Origin of the sequence: Mesorhizobium sp. M1348, assembly GCF_040317925.1 — a bacterium.
In the GTDB taxonomy this organism is placed as follows: domain Bacteria; phylum Pseudomonadota; class Alphaproteobacteria; order Rhizobiales; family Rhizobiaceae; genus Mesorhizobium.
In genome coordinates, this window is sequence record NZ_JAMYLH010000035.1 from 19,820 (window position 1) to 36,727 (window position 16,908).

At 63.4% G+C, this 16,908-nt stretch carries 8 protein-coding genes and 1 pseudogene; 2 read left to right on the forward strand and 7 right to left on the reverse strand.

Features of this window, described 5'->3' with window-relative positions; all coding sequences use genetic code 11:
* Positions 1-62 precede the first annotated feature (62 nt).
* The 3 genes and pseudogenes from NKH13_RS31360 to NKH13_RS31370 form a co-directional block, all read right to left on the reverse strand.
* Positions 63-1,781, reverse strand: a complete 1,719-nt coding sequence (locus tag NKH13_RS31360) for an adenylate/guanylate cyclase domain-containing protein (RefSeq protein ID WP_352916674.1) — start codon at positions 1,779-1,781, stop codon at positions 63-65.
* 498 nt (positions 1,782-2,279) lie between these two features.
* Positions 2,280-3,422, reverse strand: a pseudogene (locus tag NKH13_RS31365) (ATP-binding protein); the annotation flags it as partial.
* A gap of 261 nt (positions 3,423-3,683) precedes the next feature.
* The gene (locus NKH13_RS31370) at positions 3,684-3,818 is read right to left on the reverse strand and encodes a hypothetical protein (RefSeq protein ID WP_352721520.1); all 135 of its coding nucleotides are present in this window, start codon (positions 3,816-3,818) and stop codon (positions 3,684-3,686) included.
* A 279-nt stretch (positions 3,819-4,097) separates the two neighbouring features.
* On the opposite strand from NKH13_RS31370, the gene NKH13_RS31375 reads away from it, so the two are divergent.
* A complete protein-coding gene (locus NKH13_RS31375; RefSeq protein WP_352721522.1) occupies positions 4,098-5,684 on the forward strand; it encodes a serine hydrolase in 1,587 nt (528 codons plus the stop codon).
* Between the two features lie 121 nt (positions 5,685-5,805).
* On the opposite strand, the gene NKH13_RS31380 is transcribed toward NKH13_RS31375, so the two are convergent.
* The 4 genes from NKH13_RS31380 to NKH13_RS31395 all read right to left on the reverse strand — a co-directional run bounded on the left by NKH13_RS31380 (position 5,806) and on the right by NKH13_RS31395 (position 16,276).
* On the reverse strand, positions 5,806-7,305 hold the full coding sequence (locus NKH13_RS31380; RefSeq protein WP_352721524.1) for a helicase HerA domain-containing protein: 1,500 nt from the start codon (positions 7,303-7,305) through the stop codon (positions 5,806-5,808).
* 199 nt (positions 7,306-7,504) lie between these two features.
* Positions 7,505-8,392: an alpha/beta fold hydrolase gene (locus NKH13_RS31385; RefSeq protein WP_352721525.1), complete on the reverse strand. Its 888-nt coding sequence runs from the start codon at positions 8,390-8,392 to the stop codon at positions 7,505-7,507.
* Between the two features lie 56 nt (positions 8,393-8,448).
* Positions 8,449-10,512: a PAS domain-containing hybrid sensor histidine kinase/response regulator gene (locus NKH13_RS31390; protein WP_352721527.1), complete on the reverse strand. Its 2,064-nt coding sequence runs from the start codon at positions 10,510-10,512 to the stop codon at positions 8,449-8,451.
* 52 nt (positions 10,513-10,564) lie between these two features.
* Positions 10,565-16,276: a HAMP domain-containing protein gene (locus NKH13_RS31395; RefSeq protein ID WP_352721555.1), complete on the reverse strand. Its 5,712-nt coding sequence runs from the start codon at positions 16,274-16,276 to the stop codon at positions 10,565-10,567.
* A 282-nt stretch (positions 16,277-16,558) separates the two neighbouring features.
* On the opposite strand from NKH13_RS31395, the gene NKH13_RS31400 reads away from it, so the two are divergent.
* A complete protein-coding gene (locus NKH13_RS31400) occupies positions 16,559-16,870 on the forward strand; it encodes a hypothetical protein (protein WP_352721529.1) in 312 nt (103 codons plus the stop codon).
* Positions 16,871-16,908 lie beyond the last annotated feature (38 nt).

Consider the following 16,908-nt stretch of genomic DNA (forward strand, 5'->3'; position numbering starts at 1 on the left):
TAGCCAAAAGACGAGCGTATGTCCTGACGAGAGCAAGTCGGCGATCCAAAGCGATGCGCTCCTTAGTCGGGAAGGCCAGCCTTGCGGTAACCTTCGACGAAGCGCTGGAGCACTTCTTCGTCGTCGAATGGCTGCGATGTTGCCCAGTGCCTGATGCTGAAATAGGGATCGCTCATCAGGAAGAATTCCGCCTCTTGACGGGCTTCGTCAAGGCGCCCGAGCTGCGCGAGGGCTGCCGCTAGGATGCGCCGCGACGTGGTGCGGTAGGTTTCCGGCTTGCGTAAGGCATCGACCGCAGATTGATAGTCGCCGAGCGCATAATAGGCTTGGCCCGCCATCCAATAGTACCACCCTGGAGGGTGCGGATTGAGCCGCAACGCCCGCTTCACGAATTCGACGCCCTTGACCGCGTCGCCCCTTAAGGTGATGAGATCCGAGCGCATCGCCCAGGCATCGGCATGATTGGGATCGAGCTTGAAGGTCGCCTCGAACTCGGCATCCGATTCCCGGAAGCGCCGTTCGTGACCAAGTATGATGCCCAGCAACCAGCGGTTCCCGGCATCGTTAGGGTCGAGCGCCACTGCCCGCTGCGCTTCCGCGAGCGCGCGAGGCTGGTTGGTTTCCTTCGGCTCGTTCCAGAACAGCCAGCCGAGCCAAAGATTGAGGGCCAGCAAGCTATGTGCTTCGGCATAGTCGGGATCGAGTCCGATCGCCTTTTCCAGGAGCATGCGCGCTTCCCGCGCGCCTAACCCGGTCTGAAAACTGACGCCGCGGGCTCGGACGCAGAGGTCATAGGCTTCGAGACTCGTCGGCCGTTTGCGCGCCGGCTGTCCGGCCAATCGGCCGACAAGGGCTTCGACGATCTTGGCCGTGACCTCGTCCTGCACTGCAAAGATATCCTCGAGGCTGCTGTCGTAGCGCTCGGCCCAGATATGATCGCCGCCGACCGCGTCGATCAGCTGCGCATTGATGCGCACGCGCCCCGCGGCGCGCCGGGCGCTGCCTTCAACCACATAGCGCACCCCAAGATCACGCGCGGCCAAACGCACATCGACCGGCCGTCCCTTGTAGGCAAAGGTCGAGTTGCGCGCGATTACGAAGAGGCCAGCGCAGCGAGAGAGATCGGTGATCAGGTCTTCGGTCAAGCCGTCGACAAAGGTTTCCTGCTCCGGATCGTTGCTCATGTTGGTAAAAGGCAAGACCGCGATCGAGGGCCTGTCGGGCAATTCCAGCGATGTCAGTCGGCCGGCCGGAGCGGCTCTCGGAACCTGCAGGTTCACACGATAGCAGTATATCGGCTCGGCTATATTCTTTACCCGCTGCTCGCCCATGGGCTCGAACGCAAACGCCAACTTCTGCCTGACCTCCTTGGACACCTTCTCTGAAACGCAGATGCCACCGGGCTCGGCGAGTTGTTGGAGGCGCGACGCCACGTTCACGCCCTCGCCATAGCGATCGTCCCCTTCGACGATCACTTCTCCAAGGTTGATTCCGATCCGGACTTCGAAGCGCTGGTCTTCGGCGACGCTCGCGTTACGCTCTGCCATTCCGCGCTGAAGCGTGACCGCGCATTCGACCGCATCCACGACGCTGCCGAACTCCGCCAGCAGGCCGTCCCCCATTAGCTTGAAGATTCGCCCATGTCGCGTCGCGATCTCCGGCTCGAACAGCTCTTTGCGGCCACGTTTTAGCCGGTCGAAGGTGCCGGCCTCATCCGCCTCCATGAGCGCCGAGTATCCGACGACATCGATGGCAAGGATGGCAGCGAGCTTCCGCTCCATGTGAGCCTCAGTGAAGGTTCGCGACACGCAGGCCGCACGCCAGAGGCAAGTAGGGCCGGCGCTTCCGGCGTGCCCTCACCGGCCTCTATACCACAGATCACGCCTCTTGAGACTATGGCTCGCGCGACGCCTTGGCTCACCTGCCGCGGCGCCCCTGACGAGCGAGTCCCACCTATCCCGCCGTTTGTTCGCGGCAGTTGCCTCGCGACCGGACTGTGACCCCTTTGGCTCAAACGTTTCCCTTAGGCCGTGCTCGTTTGAAGGCCTGAAAAGGGGTCGATACATGACAGTCCCAACGGCGTTCGCGGAGGTCGCGATACGGCGCAAAGCGGTCCGCACTAAGACACGAAGGTCGGCTCTTTAGCCCAATCATCCCGAAAGCGGATCTTCCGATGTCGGCCCAAACGCGACATCTGAGTAGTGGTTCGGCGATGACCGCTCTTGGCGCTTTGCTGATCTTGAGCGACGTCAGCTTTCGCCCAAACCGCCCCGCCCCCATCACACAGCCAAACTCCCCTGCTCCGCCTCCGCGGCACCGGGATCGCCCGGCGCCGTCGCCCAGGCCAGTTCCACAAGCGTCACCGTCCGCCGTCCGACCCCGTCGAGCTGGCACACGATCAGCCCCTCTCCTCGATATAGGTCAGCAGGCGCCGGGCGCGGCGTAGCGAGTGCGAGCCATAGGCGCGGGCGATCGCCGCGTCGCTCGGGCAGGGCCAACCTTCCTTGGGGGCGCGGGCGATCATCATGAACACGCCCTGCATATCCTCGGGCAGCAGCGAAGCGCGCGCCGAAACGTCTTTGCCAGGCGTCGTCACCGGCCATGTCGGAGCCGAGGCCGGCGCGGGCGCGGGTCAGCATGCGGCGGAACTCCGGCAGGTCCGGCACGACCGAGGCGAGGCCCTCGATGCGGCAGCGGACCACGAACTCCTGATAGAGCACGCCGATGACACGGAAGCCGGCATCGGGTTGCGCCAGCACGGCGCGCAGCACCCGGTCGACGCGCTCGCGCCGCTCCGCCAGATCCTCAGCGCTGATCGGCGGCTCCGCCGGTTCGGGGCGGATTTCCAGCGCCGCCGATTTTGCCGCCATCAGCTGATCGAGCAGGTCCGGCGACGAGCGGCGCTGCGGCCGGACGGTTTCCGGCGGCGGCGCCGCCAGGATGATGGCGCGAGCATCCTCCAGTGCCGCTTCCGGCAGCGGCATCAGGCGCGGGGTCGCGTTGCGCGGACTCGTATCGGTCGGGCCGATGCGCAAGCCGAGCGGACGGCGCGACAGCGCCGGGCCCAGCGCCATGAATTGCCCGCGCTCGAGGTCGCGAAAAGCCTCCGCCTGGCGCCGCTCCATGCCGAGAAGGTCGGCGGCGCGCGCCATGTCGATGTCGAGGAAGGTCCGGCCCATGAGGAAATTGGAAGCCTCGGCGGCGACGTTCTTGGCAAGCTTGGCCAGCCGCTGGGTGGCGATGATACCGGCAAGCCCGCGTTTGCGGCCACGGCACATCAAATTGGTCATGGCGCCGAGCGAGAGCTTGCGCGCCTCGTCTGAAACCTCGCCGGCAACCGCCGGCGCGAACAGCTGCGCCTCGTCGACCACCACCAGCATCGGGTACCAGTGGTCGCGGGCGACCTCAATCATCCCGCCTAGTGCGAGCACGTTCTCAAATCTGTGCACAACTTGTACAATTGGTCGAGCGCTGCGAAGCTTGGTATCGACGGCTTAATACTGCGGAGGCCGAGGGCGAGGTGAAAGCGGCTAACTTTGCCCGCCTCAGCTACAAGGAGAATCTAGAACTCATCGTGGCAATGGGACAACGCACAAAACCTTATGCGGGCACGGTCAGATCTCTGATTAAGCAAGAAGTAGCAGCAGGGCGGGAGTGGCTTGGTGCAATAGTTTGGATCTGAATCAGGCGTTCGTCCCGAAAGCGGAAGGGCAGCTTTCGGCCCACTTGCCGCAAGCAAGATCGGTCAAGACGAAGCGTCCCGGCCCCTTGACCATCAGGACCCCATGCAGCAGGCCGTAGACCTCGCGATGGGCCATGTAATTGGCTTTCGATGACTTTCTGGTTGGCCGCCAGCCCGTTGGCGAACAACTCCTGATTGGATGCCGCCCGGGCTTGGAATGTTGACGTTCTCCCGCCGTCCAATTGCCGCCCGCGTAGGTAACGCGGATACTTCACCAGGTCCCGAAATCACATGACGCGCAGCCGCCGTCTCTGTCTGATCTTTGGAACTTAAACATATCGGTAGAAAATAGCCGTAACCATCTTTCATCTTGCCGCGTATGGTCCGATCATCGGTGCAAGTTTGAGGACATGCAATGAAGAAAGTCGCTGCTCTCCTGGTACTTTCTCTCGTTACCATGCTGCCCGCCATGGCAGCCGCGCAGTCCAACGTGCCGGAGCTTGGGCCATCGCCGCCGCAGGATGCTATGCAGCTGTATCCCGACGGCGTCGAGAAGGCGGTGGCCGCCCTGCCGGACATCGTCAAGAAAGTCGCGGACGCATCCAACGTTCCCGGCTTCGCCGTGGCGGTGGTGCATGGCGGCAAGATGATCTTTGACGAAGGCTATGGCCTTCGCGACAACCGGGACGACACCTCTAAGGTCAGCAGCACCACCATCTTCCAGGTCGCCTCGGTGTCGAAGTCGATCTCGGCCACGGTGGCCGCCATCGCCATGACGAAGGACCACAGCTTCGACTGGGATACCCCGGTCGGCAAGATCTGGGATGGCTTCCGCCTCAATCTCGACTATGTCTCGGGCAACGCCACCATCGGCGATTTCTTCGCCCATCGCTCGGGCTTGCCGATGGCGGCGGGCGACGAGCTCGAGGATCTCGGCTTCCAACGCAAGCAGATCGTCGGCAGCCTATGGATGGTGCCGCTCGATCTCTTCCGCATCTCCTATCACTACGCCAACTTCGGCACGACGATCGGCGCCGAGGCGGTGGCCCATGCCGAGAAACAGCCTTGGGAGCCGCTGGCCAAGAGCCTGCTGTTCGATCCACTAGGCATGCGTTCGAGCAGCTACCTGCACAAGGACTTCATTGCCGCCGGCAACGACCGCGCCCTGTTGCATGCGCGCGTCGCGGACAATGTCTTCAAGCCGCTCTACGACCGCGATCCCGACCAGCAGGCGCCGGCGGGCGGCGTCTCCTCCAGCGCCCAGGATCTTGCCAAGTGGATGATCCTGCTGCTTGCCGACGGCGCGTATAACGGCCAGCCCATGATCGACCCGAAGATCCTGCAGCCGGCCATCACACCGCAGATCGTGACCTACCGCGGCGAGACGCCCGATACGCGGGCCAGCTCCTATGGCTATGGCTTCAATGTGGGGGTGAACGCCAATGGCCGCACAACCATGGGCCATTCCGGCGCCTTCCTGCTCGGCGCCGGCACCACCTTCCAGGTCTTGCCCTCGGCCGATGTCGGTATCGTCGTGCTCACCAACGGCTCCCCCGTCGGCGCCGCCGAGGCGGTCGCCGCCAGCTTTATGGACATCGTGCAATATGGCCAGGTGACCCGCGACTGGTATCCCTACATCAAGCCGCGGTTCATGGGCTACTACAAGCCAGTGGGCGACCTCGCCGGCAAGGACAAGCCGACGAACCCCGCCAAGGCGCGCAGTCCATCCTTCTACGCCGGCGAATATACGAGCAACTATTTCGACACCGCCAACGTGCTGGCTGATGGCGAAAAGCTGGTGCTCGAACTCGGCCCCAAGCCCATGCGATTCACGCTCGAACACTGGGACGGCGACACCTATGCCCTCACCCCCCGCGGCGAGAACGCGCCGATCGGCTCGCTGTCATCGGTGACGTTCGTCGGTTCCCCCGGCAGCATTCACGCGCGGGTGATGACGGTGGACTATCTGAATGAGAACGGGTTGGGGCATTTTCAGAGGTAGGGGTGGAGGCGTCGGGTGCTCAGCTCAAAACGCGACGTCTGAGTAGTGGTTCGGCAATGAGCGCTCTTGGCGCTTTGGTGATGTTGAGCGACGTCAGCTTTCGCTTAAACCGCAGCAGCCATCACCCCGCCAGCCTCCCCTGCTCCGCCTCCTCGGCATTGGGATCCCCCGGCGCCGTCGCCCAGGCCAGCTCCACCAGCGTCACCGTCCGCCGGCCAACCCCGTCGAGCTGACACACGATCAGCCCCTGCTCCTCGATGTAAGTCAGCAGGCGCCGGGCGCGGCGTAGCGAGTGCGAGCCGTAGGCGCGGGCGATCGCCGCGTCGCTCGGGCAGGGCCAGCCTTCCTTCGCCGCGCGGGCGATCATCATGAACACGCCCTGCATATCCTCGGGCAGCAGCGAGGCGCGCGCCGAGACGTCCTGCCATGCGTCACCGCCGGCCATGTCGGAGCCGAGGCCGGCGCGGGCGCGCGTCAGCATGCGGCGGAACTCCGGCAGGTCCGGCACGACCGAGGCGAGGCCCTCGATGCGGCAGCGGACCACGAACTCCTGATAGAGCACGCCGATGACACGGAAGCCGGCATCGGGTTGCGCCAGCACGGCGCGCAGCACCCGGTCGACGCGCTCGCGCCGCTCCGCCAGATCCTCAGCGCTGATCGGCGGCTCCACCGGTTCGGGGCGGATTTCCAGCGCCGCCGATTTCGCCGCCATCAGCTGATCGAGCAGGTCCGGCGACGACCGGCGCTGCGGCCGGACGGTTTCCGGCGGCGGCGCCGCCAGGATGATGGCGCGGGCATCCTCCAGTGCCGATTCCGGCAACGGCATCAGGCGCGGGGTCGCGTTGCGCGGACTTGTATCGGTCGGGCCGATGCGCAGGCCGAGCGGACGGCGCGACAGCGCCGGGCCGAGCGCCATGAATTGCCCGCGCTCGAGGTCGCGGAAAGCCTCAGCCTGGCGCCGCTCCATGCCGAGTAGGTCGGCGGCGCGCGCCATGTCGATATCAAGAAAGGTCCGGCCCATGAGGAAATTGGAAGCCTCGGCGGCGACGTTCTTGGCGAGCTTGGCCAGCCGCTGGGTGGCGATGATACCGGCAAGCCCGCGTTTGCGGCCACGGCACATCAGATTGGTCATGGCGCCGAGCGAGAGCTTGCGCGCCTCGTCCGAAACCTCACCGGCAACCGCCGGCGCGAACAGTTGCGCCTCGTCGACCACCACCAGCATCGGGTACCAGTGGTCGCGGGCGACCTCGAACAGCCCGCCGAGAAAGGCGGCGGCGCGCCGCATCTGGTTCTCGGCGTCGAGCCCTTCGAGATTGAGCACCGTGGAGACGCGGTGGATGCGCGCCCGCTCGCCGGCGCTCTGCAGGCCGCGCGCGGTATGCTCCTCGGCATCGATCACCAGATGGCCGAAACGGTCGCCGAGCGTCACGAAGTCGCCCTCGGGGTCGATAATGGTCTGCTGCACCCAGGGCGCGCTCTGCTCCAAGAGCCGGCGCAGCAGATGGGATTTGCCGGAGCCCGAATTCCCCTGCACCAGAAGCCGCGTCGCCAGCAGTTCCTCAAGATCCAGCGCCGCCGGGGCGCCTGCGCTCGTCTGGCCCATCTCGATCGCAACGGTCATATCTCGACTCTCCTTGCGGAGAGGGCTTATCAACCGCATCACAGCCCGTCGAGCGCGCCATGGCCGGCGCTCGGTGTTGCGCACAGGCTGGATGCTGCCAGGTAAACGATACGAAACGTACCGTTTCGATTCAAGACTGCCACTAAGGAGTGGATTCTTGTCCATGGCATCGGCTACCGGATAGAGGCGCCCGACGCGGTCATTGACGCGGTGGAGATCGAGCGGCCGAAGCCGATTTTTTGCGGGCATTTGCCCGCTCCTCCAGGTCTCGCCAGAAGCCAAGCACTGTCGCCACGATCGCTTCCGGCGCGTCCTCCTGCATAAGATGCTTCGCGTTCGGCACGACGTGGAAGGAAGCGCTCGAAATGCGGCGCGCGAGCTCGCGACCGTCGGCGATGGGAATCCACTGGTCGTCCTCGCCCCACAGGATGGCAACGGGGCAACGAATCTCACCGTATCGCCACTCGACCTCTTGCGAGTATTTGTCATCCATCTGAGCGACCTGGCGCCAGAAGGCTTTTTGGCCTTCGGCTCCCAGCCACGGCGCGAGGTAAAGCGCCATCTCTTCCTCGCGTAGCGCATTCGCTACGGCGCCGCCGATGTAGGCGCGCAGGATCGCTTCGTGAATGTAGTGCGGGAGGCCGGAAAAGACCGTCTCGTGTTTCTTGGCGGCCTGAACAAGTGGTGAGCCTTGCGGGCTGATTGCGACCGGATCGATCAGCACCAGCGACCGGTAGTCGAGCCCGTTGAGCAAATGACCGCGCAACGCTGTTGAGCCGCCGAGATCATGCGCAACGATATCGGGGTCACGCAGGCCCCAATGATCGTAAAGGGCCGCGAAAAGCTCGTTCTGCATGCCACGGGACACGTCGCTGTCGGGTTTGTCGGATCGACCATAGCCGAGCATGTCAAAGCAATAGATTCGCCTCTGTTGGCCGAGCAAAGGCGCAATTCTACGCCATGCCGACGATGAGAAAGGCGTGCCATGCAGCAATACCGCGGGTGAGCCCTCGCCCATCGCGCCCCAGGCGATCGAGTTCCCTTGAAAGGTGAAGCGTTCAGGAAGAGGCCAGTCCGCTGTCGCCATCAGTCTTTCCTCCGATCCTAACGCAGCCAGCGACCTATCCAACGACAACCTGTACGTCAGGTTCCAATGGTCCGCTTCTTCACCGGCTGGGCCTGCTTGGCCCTCTGCGAGCCGGTGCGCGCAGCCGCCGCAAGAATGCTCTCCATCAGGTCCTTTTCGCGCAGTGGTTTGCCGAGCAGCGGCACGTCGGGGGGCCGGTCGGCGATCGCGTCGGCGTCGGCATATCCGGTTATCATCACCGCCGGCCAATCGGCCCGCAGATTGCGGGCGAACCGAATGACCTCCAGGCCCGAGACGAGCGGCATGGCAAAATCGGTGACGATGACGTCGAAGTCGTACGGCGCCCGCTCGATCATCGCCAACGCTTCCGCGCCACCCCCGGCGCAGGTAACCGCAAAGCCGTGTTGGCGAAGCGATTGCGCCGTCAGTTCCCGCAGTACATTGCTGTCGTCGATCAGCAGGACCGATGGATAGTCCTCGCCGGCATTCACGACGGTGTCGTCGGCATCGGACGTCTCGGCGATTTCGACCGGGCGCTCGATTGAACGCGGCAGCCAGAGCTGGACGGCTGTTCCACTGCCGACGGTGCTTTCAATGCGGAGCGTGCCGCCCGATTGCTTGACGAAGCCATGCACCGTGCTCAGACCGAGGCCAGTGCCTTTGCCGACCGGTTTTGTCGTGAAGAACGGTTCGACGACCTTGGCGAGAATGTCGGCCGGTATGCCCGACCCCGTGTCCTTGACGGTGACCACGACATAGTCGCCCGCCGAAATATCCTCGGCTGCACGGCCTAGCGTTCGATTTTGCGCCTCCACGATTATCGTGCCGCCGGACGGCATGGCATCGCGCGCGTTGAAGACCAGGTTCATCAGCGCCAGCTCCAGCTGGCTGGCATCGACATGCGCCGGCCACACAGTGTCGTCGACAAGCCAATCGAAACGGATCAGGCCTCCCAGGACCGGGGCCACCAACCCGTTCATTGTATCGCCGAGCGCGGCAAGGCGCACGGCCTGCGGCCTCAGTGTCTGGCGGCGCGAGAAGGCAAGCATGCGGTTGACGAGTTCGGCGCCCTGTTTTGCCGACCGGCGTGTCAGTTCCAGAACCTGCCTGGCCTGTCCATCGAACTCGGCGTGGCGCTCGAGCAATCCCAATCCGCTGAGAATTGCGGCAAGCAGATTGTTGAAATCATGCGCCAGTCCGCCGGTAAGCTTGCCGATCGCGTCGATGCGCTGCGATTGCAGCAGCTGGTTCTCAAGCTCGCGCCGCTCGGTAATGTCCAGCAATGTGCCGAGGATCTCTGGCTTTTGGCTGTCGGAGCCGTTCGACAGGACGCCCTGGTCGAGAAAAATCCGGTAATTGCCGTCGGCGCATTGCCAGCGGAATTCGCAGGTGTAGGAGCCGGTGGCCTTGGCTGCGAGCAGGGCTTGCCTCACTCTCGGCAGATCGTCGGGATGAACGCGGCTCAGGCCGAAGCCTGGATCGGAGGTCAGCCGTTCGGCAGGAAAGCCGGTCAAGCGTTCGACCCCTTCGGTGACAAAGCTGGCGCCGAACGGCGGCTCCGCCGCCCGCGCGTGGAAGCAGACCGGAAGAGAGCTCAAAATGGCATGCTGCCGCTCCTGGGCGCTGCGCAGCGCCTGCTCGGCCTCGAGCTTTTCCTTCTGCGCCTGCAGTGCCTGGGCCAGCAGCCCTTGCTCGGCAGCCGCCTTTTGCTGGATTTCCAGCGTCTTCTCATGAAGCTCGACGAACACGGCGACCTTGGAACGCAGCATGGCCGGGTCGAAAGGCTTGAACACGTAATCCACCGCGCCGGCGTCATAGCCGCGCAGCATGTGGGCGTCTTCCTTGTTGATGGCGGTGAGAAAAATTATCGGCGTTCGCCTGGATTGCTCGCGCTGGCGGATCAAGCCCGCCGTCTCGTAGCCGTCCAGCCGCGGCATCAGCACATCCAGCAGGATGACGGCGAAATCCTCCTTCAGCAGAGCGCGCAACGCCTCTTCGCCCGACTGCACGCAGACGACATCACCGATAGGGGCCAGAACCTCGCCGATCGCCAGCAGATTGCGCTCGTCGTCATCCACGGCCAGGATGCGCGCCTTTGCCGGCCCCGCTGCCGGCGCCATGACCCCCAGCTTTCTTGCTCCGTGCCTCGACAGTTTCTGCATCGAGCGGCCGTCAGTTCACTGCCATGAGCGTCTTTTCCGGACCATGGACACGGGATCGCGAGCGGCCGATCCAGACACGCAGCAATGCCAGCAGCAGATCGAGGTCGACAGGCTTGGCGATGTAGTCGGAGGCGCCGGCGTCGAGGCACTTCTGCCGGTCGCCCTTCATTGCCTTGGCGGTAACCGAGATCAACGGGATATGGGCAATCGCCGGCATGCCGCGGATCTGCCGCATCGTCTCGTAGCCATCCATTTCCGGCATCATGATATCGATCAGTGCGGCGTCGATGTCCGGGCTCTGCTCCAGAAGCGCGATACCTTCCCGGCCGCGCTCCGCATGCAGCACCTGGATGTCATAGGTCTCGAGAACGCTGGTAAGCGAATAGATGTTGCGGATGTCGTCGTCGACGATGAGGACCTTTGCGCCGGCGAGAACTACATTGTCCGGCTGTTCGGCTGTGGCATCATCGTTTTCATGTCCACGCCCGGGGAGAGTTGCCGACATCACGAGAGCCAGCTGAGCGAAATTCTCCGCCCGCGGAACATCCGCCAATGCCGGATGCAAGGCGAGCGACTGTTGCAGCGCTTCCGGATGAGGCGCAAAGAACAGCAGTAGCGACACCGACTGCCCGAACAGAACGGCAATCTCATCCAGCATCTGGGCGTTGTCCCTGGCCGAGCGGCCAAAGCCGAGCACAACGGCATCATAGTTGGCGATGCCGATATCGTCCGCATTCGCCGCGACGCGGCCGATCGCGGTGACCGAGGTGACGCCGTCGCGGATCGCGTCGATCAGCGAAAGGCGGCGCTCGGGATCGGTATCGGCAATCAGGACGCGGCGCTGGACGCGGAGCTTTCTGGAGTGAATGTCCTGGAAGACCTTCATCAGTTCGTCCGACGATACGGGCTTGGTTGAAATGCTGGATGCACCCCTGCGGGCAAGCACCTCGATATCCTCGGCGCCCGAAATGACATGGACGGGAATGTCCTTGGTTTTCGGGTCGTGGCGAAGCAGATCGAACAACACCCAGCCGTCGATATCCGACAGTCCGAGATCGAGCGTGATAGCATCGGGAACCAGCTTGCGCGCCAAAGCCAGCGTGCCGGAGCCCGCGGTCGACAGGACGCCTTTCAGCCCGGCCGAACGTGCGAGGCCGAGCAGCAGACCGCCGAAGGTCGGGTCGTCCTCGACGATCAGCACGACCCGATCTTCCGGTGAGATCGTGTCGCGGTCATCGAGCAATTCGGAGGACGGCGGGCTCGGCTGCGCTGTCGTTGCGGCCACCTCCATCGCCGGCAGCAGCGCCGCTTGCGGGGCCAACGCCATCCGGGGTCCATCGAATGGAATGACCAGCGTGAACGTCGAACCCTTGCCCGGCGTGCTCTCGACCCGCAATTCGCCGCCGAGCAGCCGGGCAATCTCCCGGCTGATCGAGAGCCCAAGCCCAGTGCCGCCATATTTGCGGCTTGTGGTGCCGTCGGCCTGCTGGAAGGCTTCGAAGATCAGCTTCTGCTTGTCCTGCGGAATACCGATGCCGGTATCGCTGACCACGATCGCGAGCGCCTCCATCGGTTGCGCCGAACCGTTGTGACGGCCCGTCTTTTCGGCCCGGAAATTCAAGCGGACCTCGCCTTGCGAGGTGAATTTGAACGCGTTCGACAAAAGGTTGAGCACAATTTGCTGCAATCGCTTCTCGTCGGTGCGAACGGTCTCCGGAAGCTCGGGGTCGACATTGATGGTGAAGCCAAGTCCCTTGTCGGTCGCCAGCTGCCGGAAGGTTCGCTCCATATGCTGGCGAAGATGCACCACCGGCATGTCGTTGATGTCGATCGAGACGGTGCCCGATTCGATCTTCGACAGATCGAGGATGTCGTTGATGAGGCTCAAAAGATCGGTGCCGGCCGAATTGATGGTGCGCGCGAACTCGACCTGCTTGTCGTTGAGATTGCCTTGCTGGTTGGTTGCGAGCAGGTTTGAAAGGATGAGCAGCGAGTTCAGCGGCGTGCGCAGTTCGTGGCTCATATTGGCGAGGAATTCCGACTTGTATTTCGAGGTAAGCGCCAGCTGCTCGGCCTTCTCCTCCAGCGCCCGTCGCGCCATCTCGATTTCGAGGTTCTTGTTCTCCACCTGCTTCTTTTCGTTCTCGAGCAGCTGCGCTTTTTCCTGCAGCTCCTCATTGGTGGCGTGCAGCTCCTCCTGCTTCTTGGTCAGCTCGGTCTGACGCGCCTGCAACTCCGACGTCAGCAGCTGCGACTGCTTGAGGAGGCCTTCGGTGCGCATGGTGGCGGCGATGGTGTTGAGAACGATGCCGACGGATTCCATCAGCTGGTTGAGGAACGACTGGTGCGTGTCGCGGAATTCGCTGAACGAGGCGAGTTCGATGACGGCCTTCACCTCGTCTTCGAACAGAGCCGGAAGAATGATCACGTTCGCCGGCGCGGCATTGCCAAGGCCGGAGGTGACGCGCAGGAAATTCGGCGGCACATTGTCCAGCATGATGGCGCGCTTGTCGGCGGCACTTTGCCCGACAAGGCCTTCGCGCAGATCGAGGCGTTGCTTGATCTCCGCCTTGCTTTCGGCGCCATAGGAGGCGGCGAGCTCCAGATAGAATTCATCCTCGTCGCGGTTGGTCACGTAGAACACGCCATATTGCGCATTCACCAGCGGGGCGAGTTCGGACATGATCAGACGCGAGACCGTGGCCAGGTCGCGCTCGCCCTGCAGCATGCGCGAGAACCGGGCGAGATTGGTCTTCAGCCAGTCCTGCTCGGCATTCTTCAGCGTCTGGTCCTTCAGATTGCGGATCATCTCGTTGATGTTGTCTTTCAGGGCCGCCACCTCACCGGAGGCCTGGACGCTGATCGAGCGGGTCAGATCGCCCTTGGTCACCGCAGTCGACACCTCGGCGATGGCGCGCACCTGGGTGGTCAGGTTGGCGGCGAGCTGATTGACGTTGTCGGTCAGGTCGCGCCAAAGGCCGGCAGCGCCGGGCACCCGGGCCTGACCGCCGAGCTTGCCTTCGATGCCCACCTCGCGGGCGACGTTGGTCACCTGGTCGGCGAAGGTCGCCAGCGTCTCGATCATGCCGTTGATGGTGTCGGCGAGCGAGGCGATCTCGCCTTTGGCATCGACCGTCAGCTTGCGCTTGAGATTGCCTTGCGCGACCGCGGTCACGACCTCGGCGATGCCGCGCACCTGGTTGGTCAGGTTCGTCGCCATCAGGTTGACGTTGTCGGTCAGGTCCTTCCAGGTACCGGCGACGCCCTCGACCCGCGCCTGGCCGCCGAGCTTGCCCTCGGTGCCGACCTCGCGGGCGACACGCGTCACTTCGCCGGCAAAGGAGTTCAGCTGGTCGACCATGGTGTTGATCGTCGATTTCAGCTCCAAGATCTCGCCCTTGACGTCGACGGTGATCTTCTTCGACAGGTCGCCGCGCGCCACAGCCGTCGTCACCTCGGCGATGTTGCGGACCTGGCCGGTCAGGTTCTCGGCCATCGAATTCACATTGTCGGTCAGATCCTTCCAGGTGCCGGCAACGCCGCGCACCTGCGCCTGGCCGCCGAGCTTGCCTTCGGTGCCGACCTCGCGCGCCACACGCGTCACTTCGGAGGCAAAGGAATTCAGCTGGTCGACCATCGTATTGATGGTGTCCTTGAGCTCGAGGATCTCGCCGCGCACATCGACCGTGATCTTCTTCGACAGGTCGCCCAGCGCCACTGCCGTCGTCACCTCGGCGATGTTGCGCACCTGGCCGGTCAGGTTGGCGGCCATCGCATTGACGTTGTCGGTCAGGTCTTTCCAGGTACCGGCAACACCGCGCACCTGTGCCTGGCCGCCGAGCTTGCCGTCGGAACCGACCTCGCGCGCCACGCGCGTCACCTCGGAGGCGAAGGAATTCAGCTGGTCGACCATCGTGTTGATGACGTCCTTGATCTGCAGGATCTCGCCCAGCGCATCGACCGTGATCTTCTGGGTCAGGTCGCCGGTCGCAATTGCCGTCGCCACCTTGGAGACGTCGCGCAATTGCACGGTCAGATTGCCGGCCATGGCGTTGACGTTGTCGGTCAGGTCCTTCCAGGTGCCGCCGACGCCCTCGACATGCGCCTGGCCGCCGAGCTTGCCTTCCGAACCCACTTCGCGCGCCACACGCGTCACTTCCGAGGCGAAGGAGTTCAGCTGGTCGACCATCGTGTTGACGGTGTCCTTGAGCTCCAGGATTTCGCCCTTGACGTCGACGGTGATCTTCTTTGACAGGTCGCCGCGCGCCACTGCGGTGGTGACCTCGGCGATGTTGCGCACCTGGCCGGTCAGGTTGGCGGCCATCAGGTTGACGTTATCGGTCAGGTCCTTCCAGGTGCCGCCGACCCCCTTCACCTCGGCCTGGCCGCCGAGCTTGCCTTCGGTGCCGACCTCGCGCGCCACGCGCGTCACTTCGGACGCGAAGGAGTTCAATTGATCGACCATCGTGTTGATGGTGTCCTTGAGCTCGAGGATTTCGCCTTGCACGGCGACGGTGATCTTCTTCGACAAGTCGCCGGAAGCGACGGCGGTCGTCACCTCGGCGATGTTGCGGACCTGGCCGGTCAGGTTCTCGGCCATCGAATTGACGTTGTCGGTCAAGTCCTTCCAGGTGCCGGCAACGCCGCGCACCTGAGCCTGGCCGCCAAGCTTGCCCTCGGTGCCGACTTCGCGGGCGACGCGCGTCACTTCGCCGGCAAAGGAGTTCAGCTGGTCGACCATGGTGTTGATCGTCGATTTCAGCTCGAGGATCTCGCCCTTGACGTCGACCGTGATCTTCTTCGACAGGTCGCCAAGCGCCACAGCCGTAGTCACCTCGGCGATGTTGCGCACCTGGCCGGTCAGGTTTTCGGCCATCAGGTTCACGTTGTCGGTCAAGTCCTTCCAGGTGCCGCCGACACCTTCGACGCGCGCCTGGCCGCCGAGCTTGCCTTCTGTACCGACCTCGCGCGCAACGCGTGTCACTTCCGAGGCAAAGGAATTCAGCTGGTCGACCATCGTATTGATGGTGTTCTTGAGCTCGAGGATTTCGCCCTTCACATCGACGGTGATCTTCTTCGACAGGTCGCCGGAAGCGACGGCGGTCGTCACCTCGGCGATGTTGCGCACCTGTCCGGTCAGGTTCGTCGCCATCGCGTTGACGTTGTCGGTCAGGTCCTTCCAGGTCCCGGCCACACCCTTCACGCGCGCCTGGCCGCCGAGCTTGCCTTCGGTGCCGACCTCGCGCGCCACGCGCGTCACCTCCGAGGCGAAGGAGGCCAGTTGCCCGACCATGGTGTTGACGATCTTGCCGATGCGCAGGAATTCGCCGCGCAACGGCCGGCCGTCGATTTCGACCATCATCGTCTGCGACAGGTCGCCCTTGGCGACCGCGCCGATGACGCGCGCCACTTCGGCCGTCGGCTGAACCATGTCCTCGATCAGATCGTTGACGGAACGGACGCTCGATTCCCAGCTGCCGGTGGCGTTGCGGACACGGCCGCGTTCGCCGATCCGGCCATCCTTGCCGACGACCTTGCTGAGGCGTTCGAACTCGCGCGTGACCTGATCGTTGAGCTCTACGATTTCGTTGAAGGTATCGGCGATCTCGGAATCGAGGCCGGCGTAGACATTGTCGATGCGAACGGAGAAATCACCGCTCCGAAAAGCCTTCAGTGCGTTCAGTATTTGACGGCGATCCAATTGCCTTGTGGATGCAAGCACGCTCACAGCGCCCTCCCAGCTCACGGATTTCTTGAATGTCCTGGTATCCCCTGCGGCCCGACACAACTCCCCGCAAGCGCAACAACGCGGCATGCTCGATTTGGTTCCAGACGAAATTGCCGCTATGCGGCAGGAATTTCGGCGTCGCATTCATGAAACGACGAGCAACAAAGGTCCATAGTGATTGTATCGATCACTATTTCTGTCCAACGGAACATCTCGAAAAAACTCTCGTTGGGTATAGATCGCGATAGCGCGATGCAACTCGATGGAGACACTAAGATGATCAAAATTCTCTCTGCATCCCTACTTGCTATCGGTCTGGCTACATCTGCCATGGCACAATCGATGGGCTCCGGGACCGGCGGAACGGGTAACGGCCCCAATACCGGCGTCAACACAGGCACTTCCGGCGGCAACACCGGGACTGGCAGCGCAACTACCCCGAACACGATCGATCCGAACGCAACGAATGCCACCACGCCGCAGACAAACGGTATGGAGGACCGCTGCAAGGATACGGCGGGCAACGATGCCGACAACAACACCCCCAGCGGGGCTATGACGTCGGATATGCAGAACTGCAACAAGTAACGGAGTTTTGCTCAGCGGTCATTTCAGCCCGCTGCCTG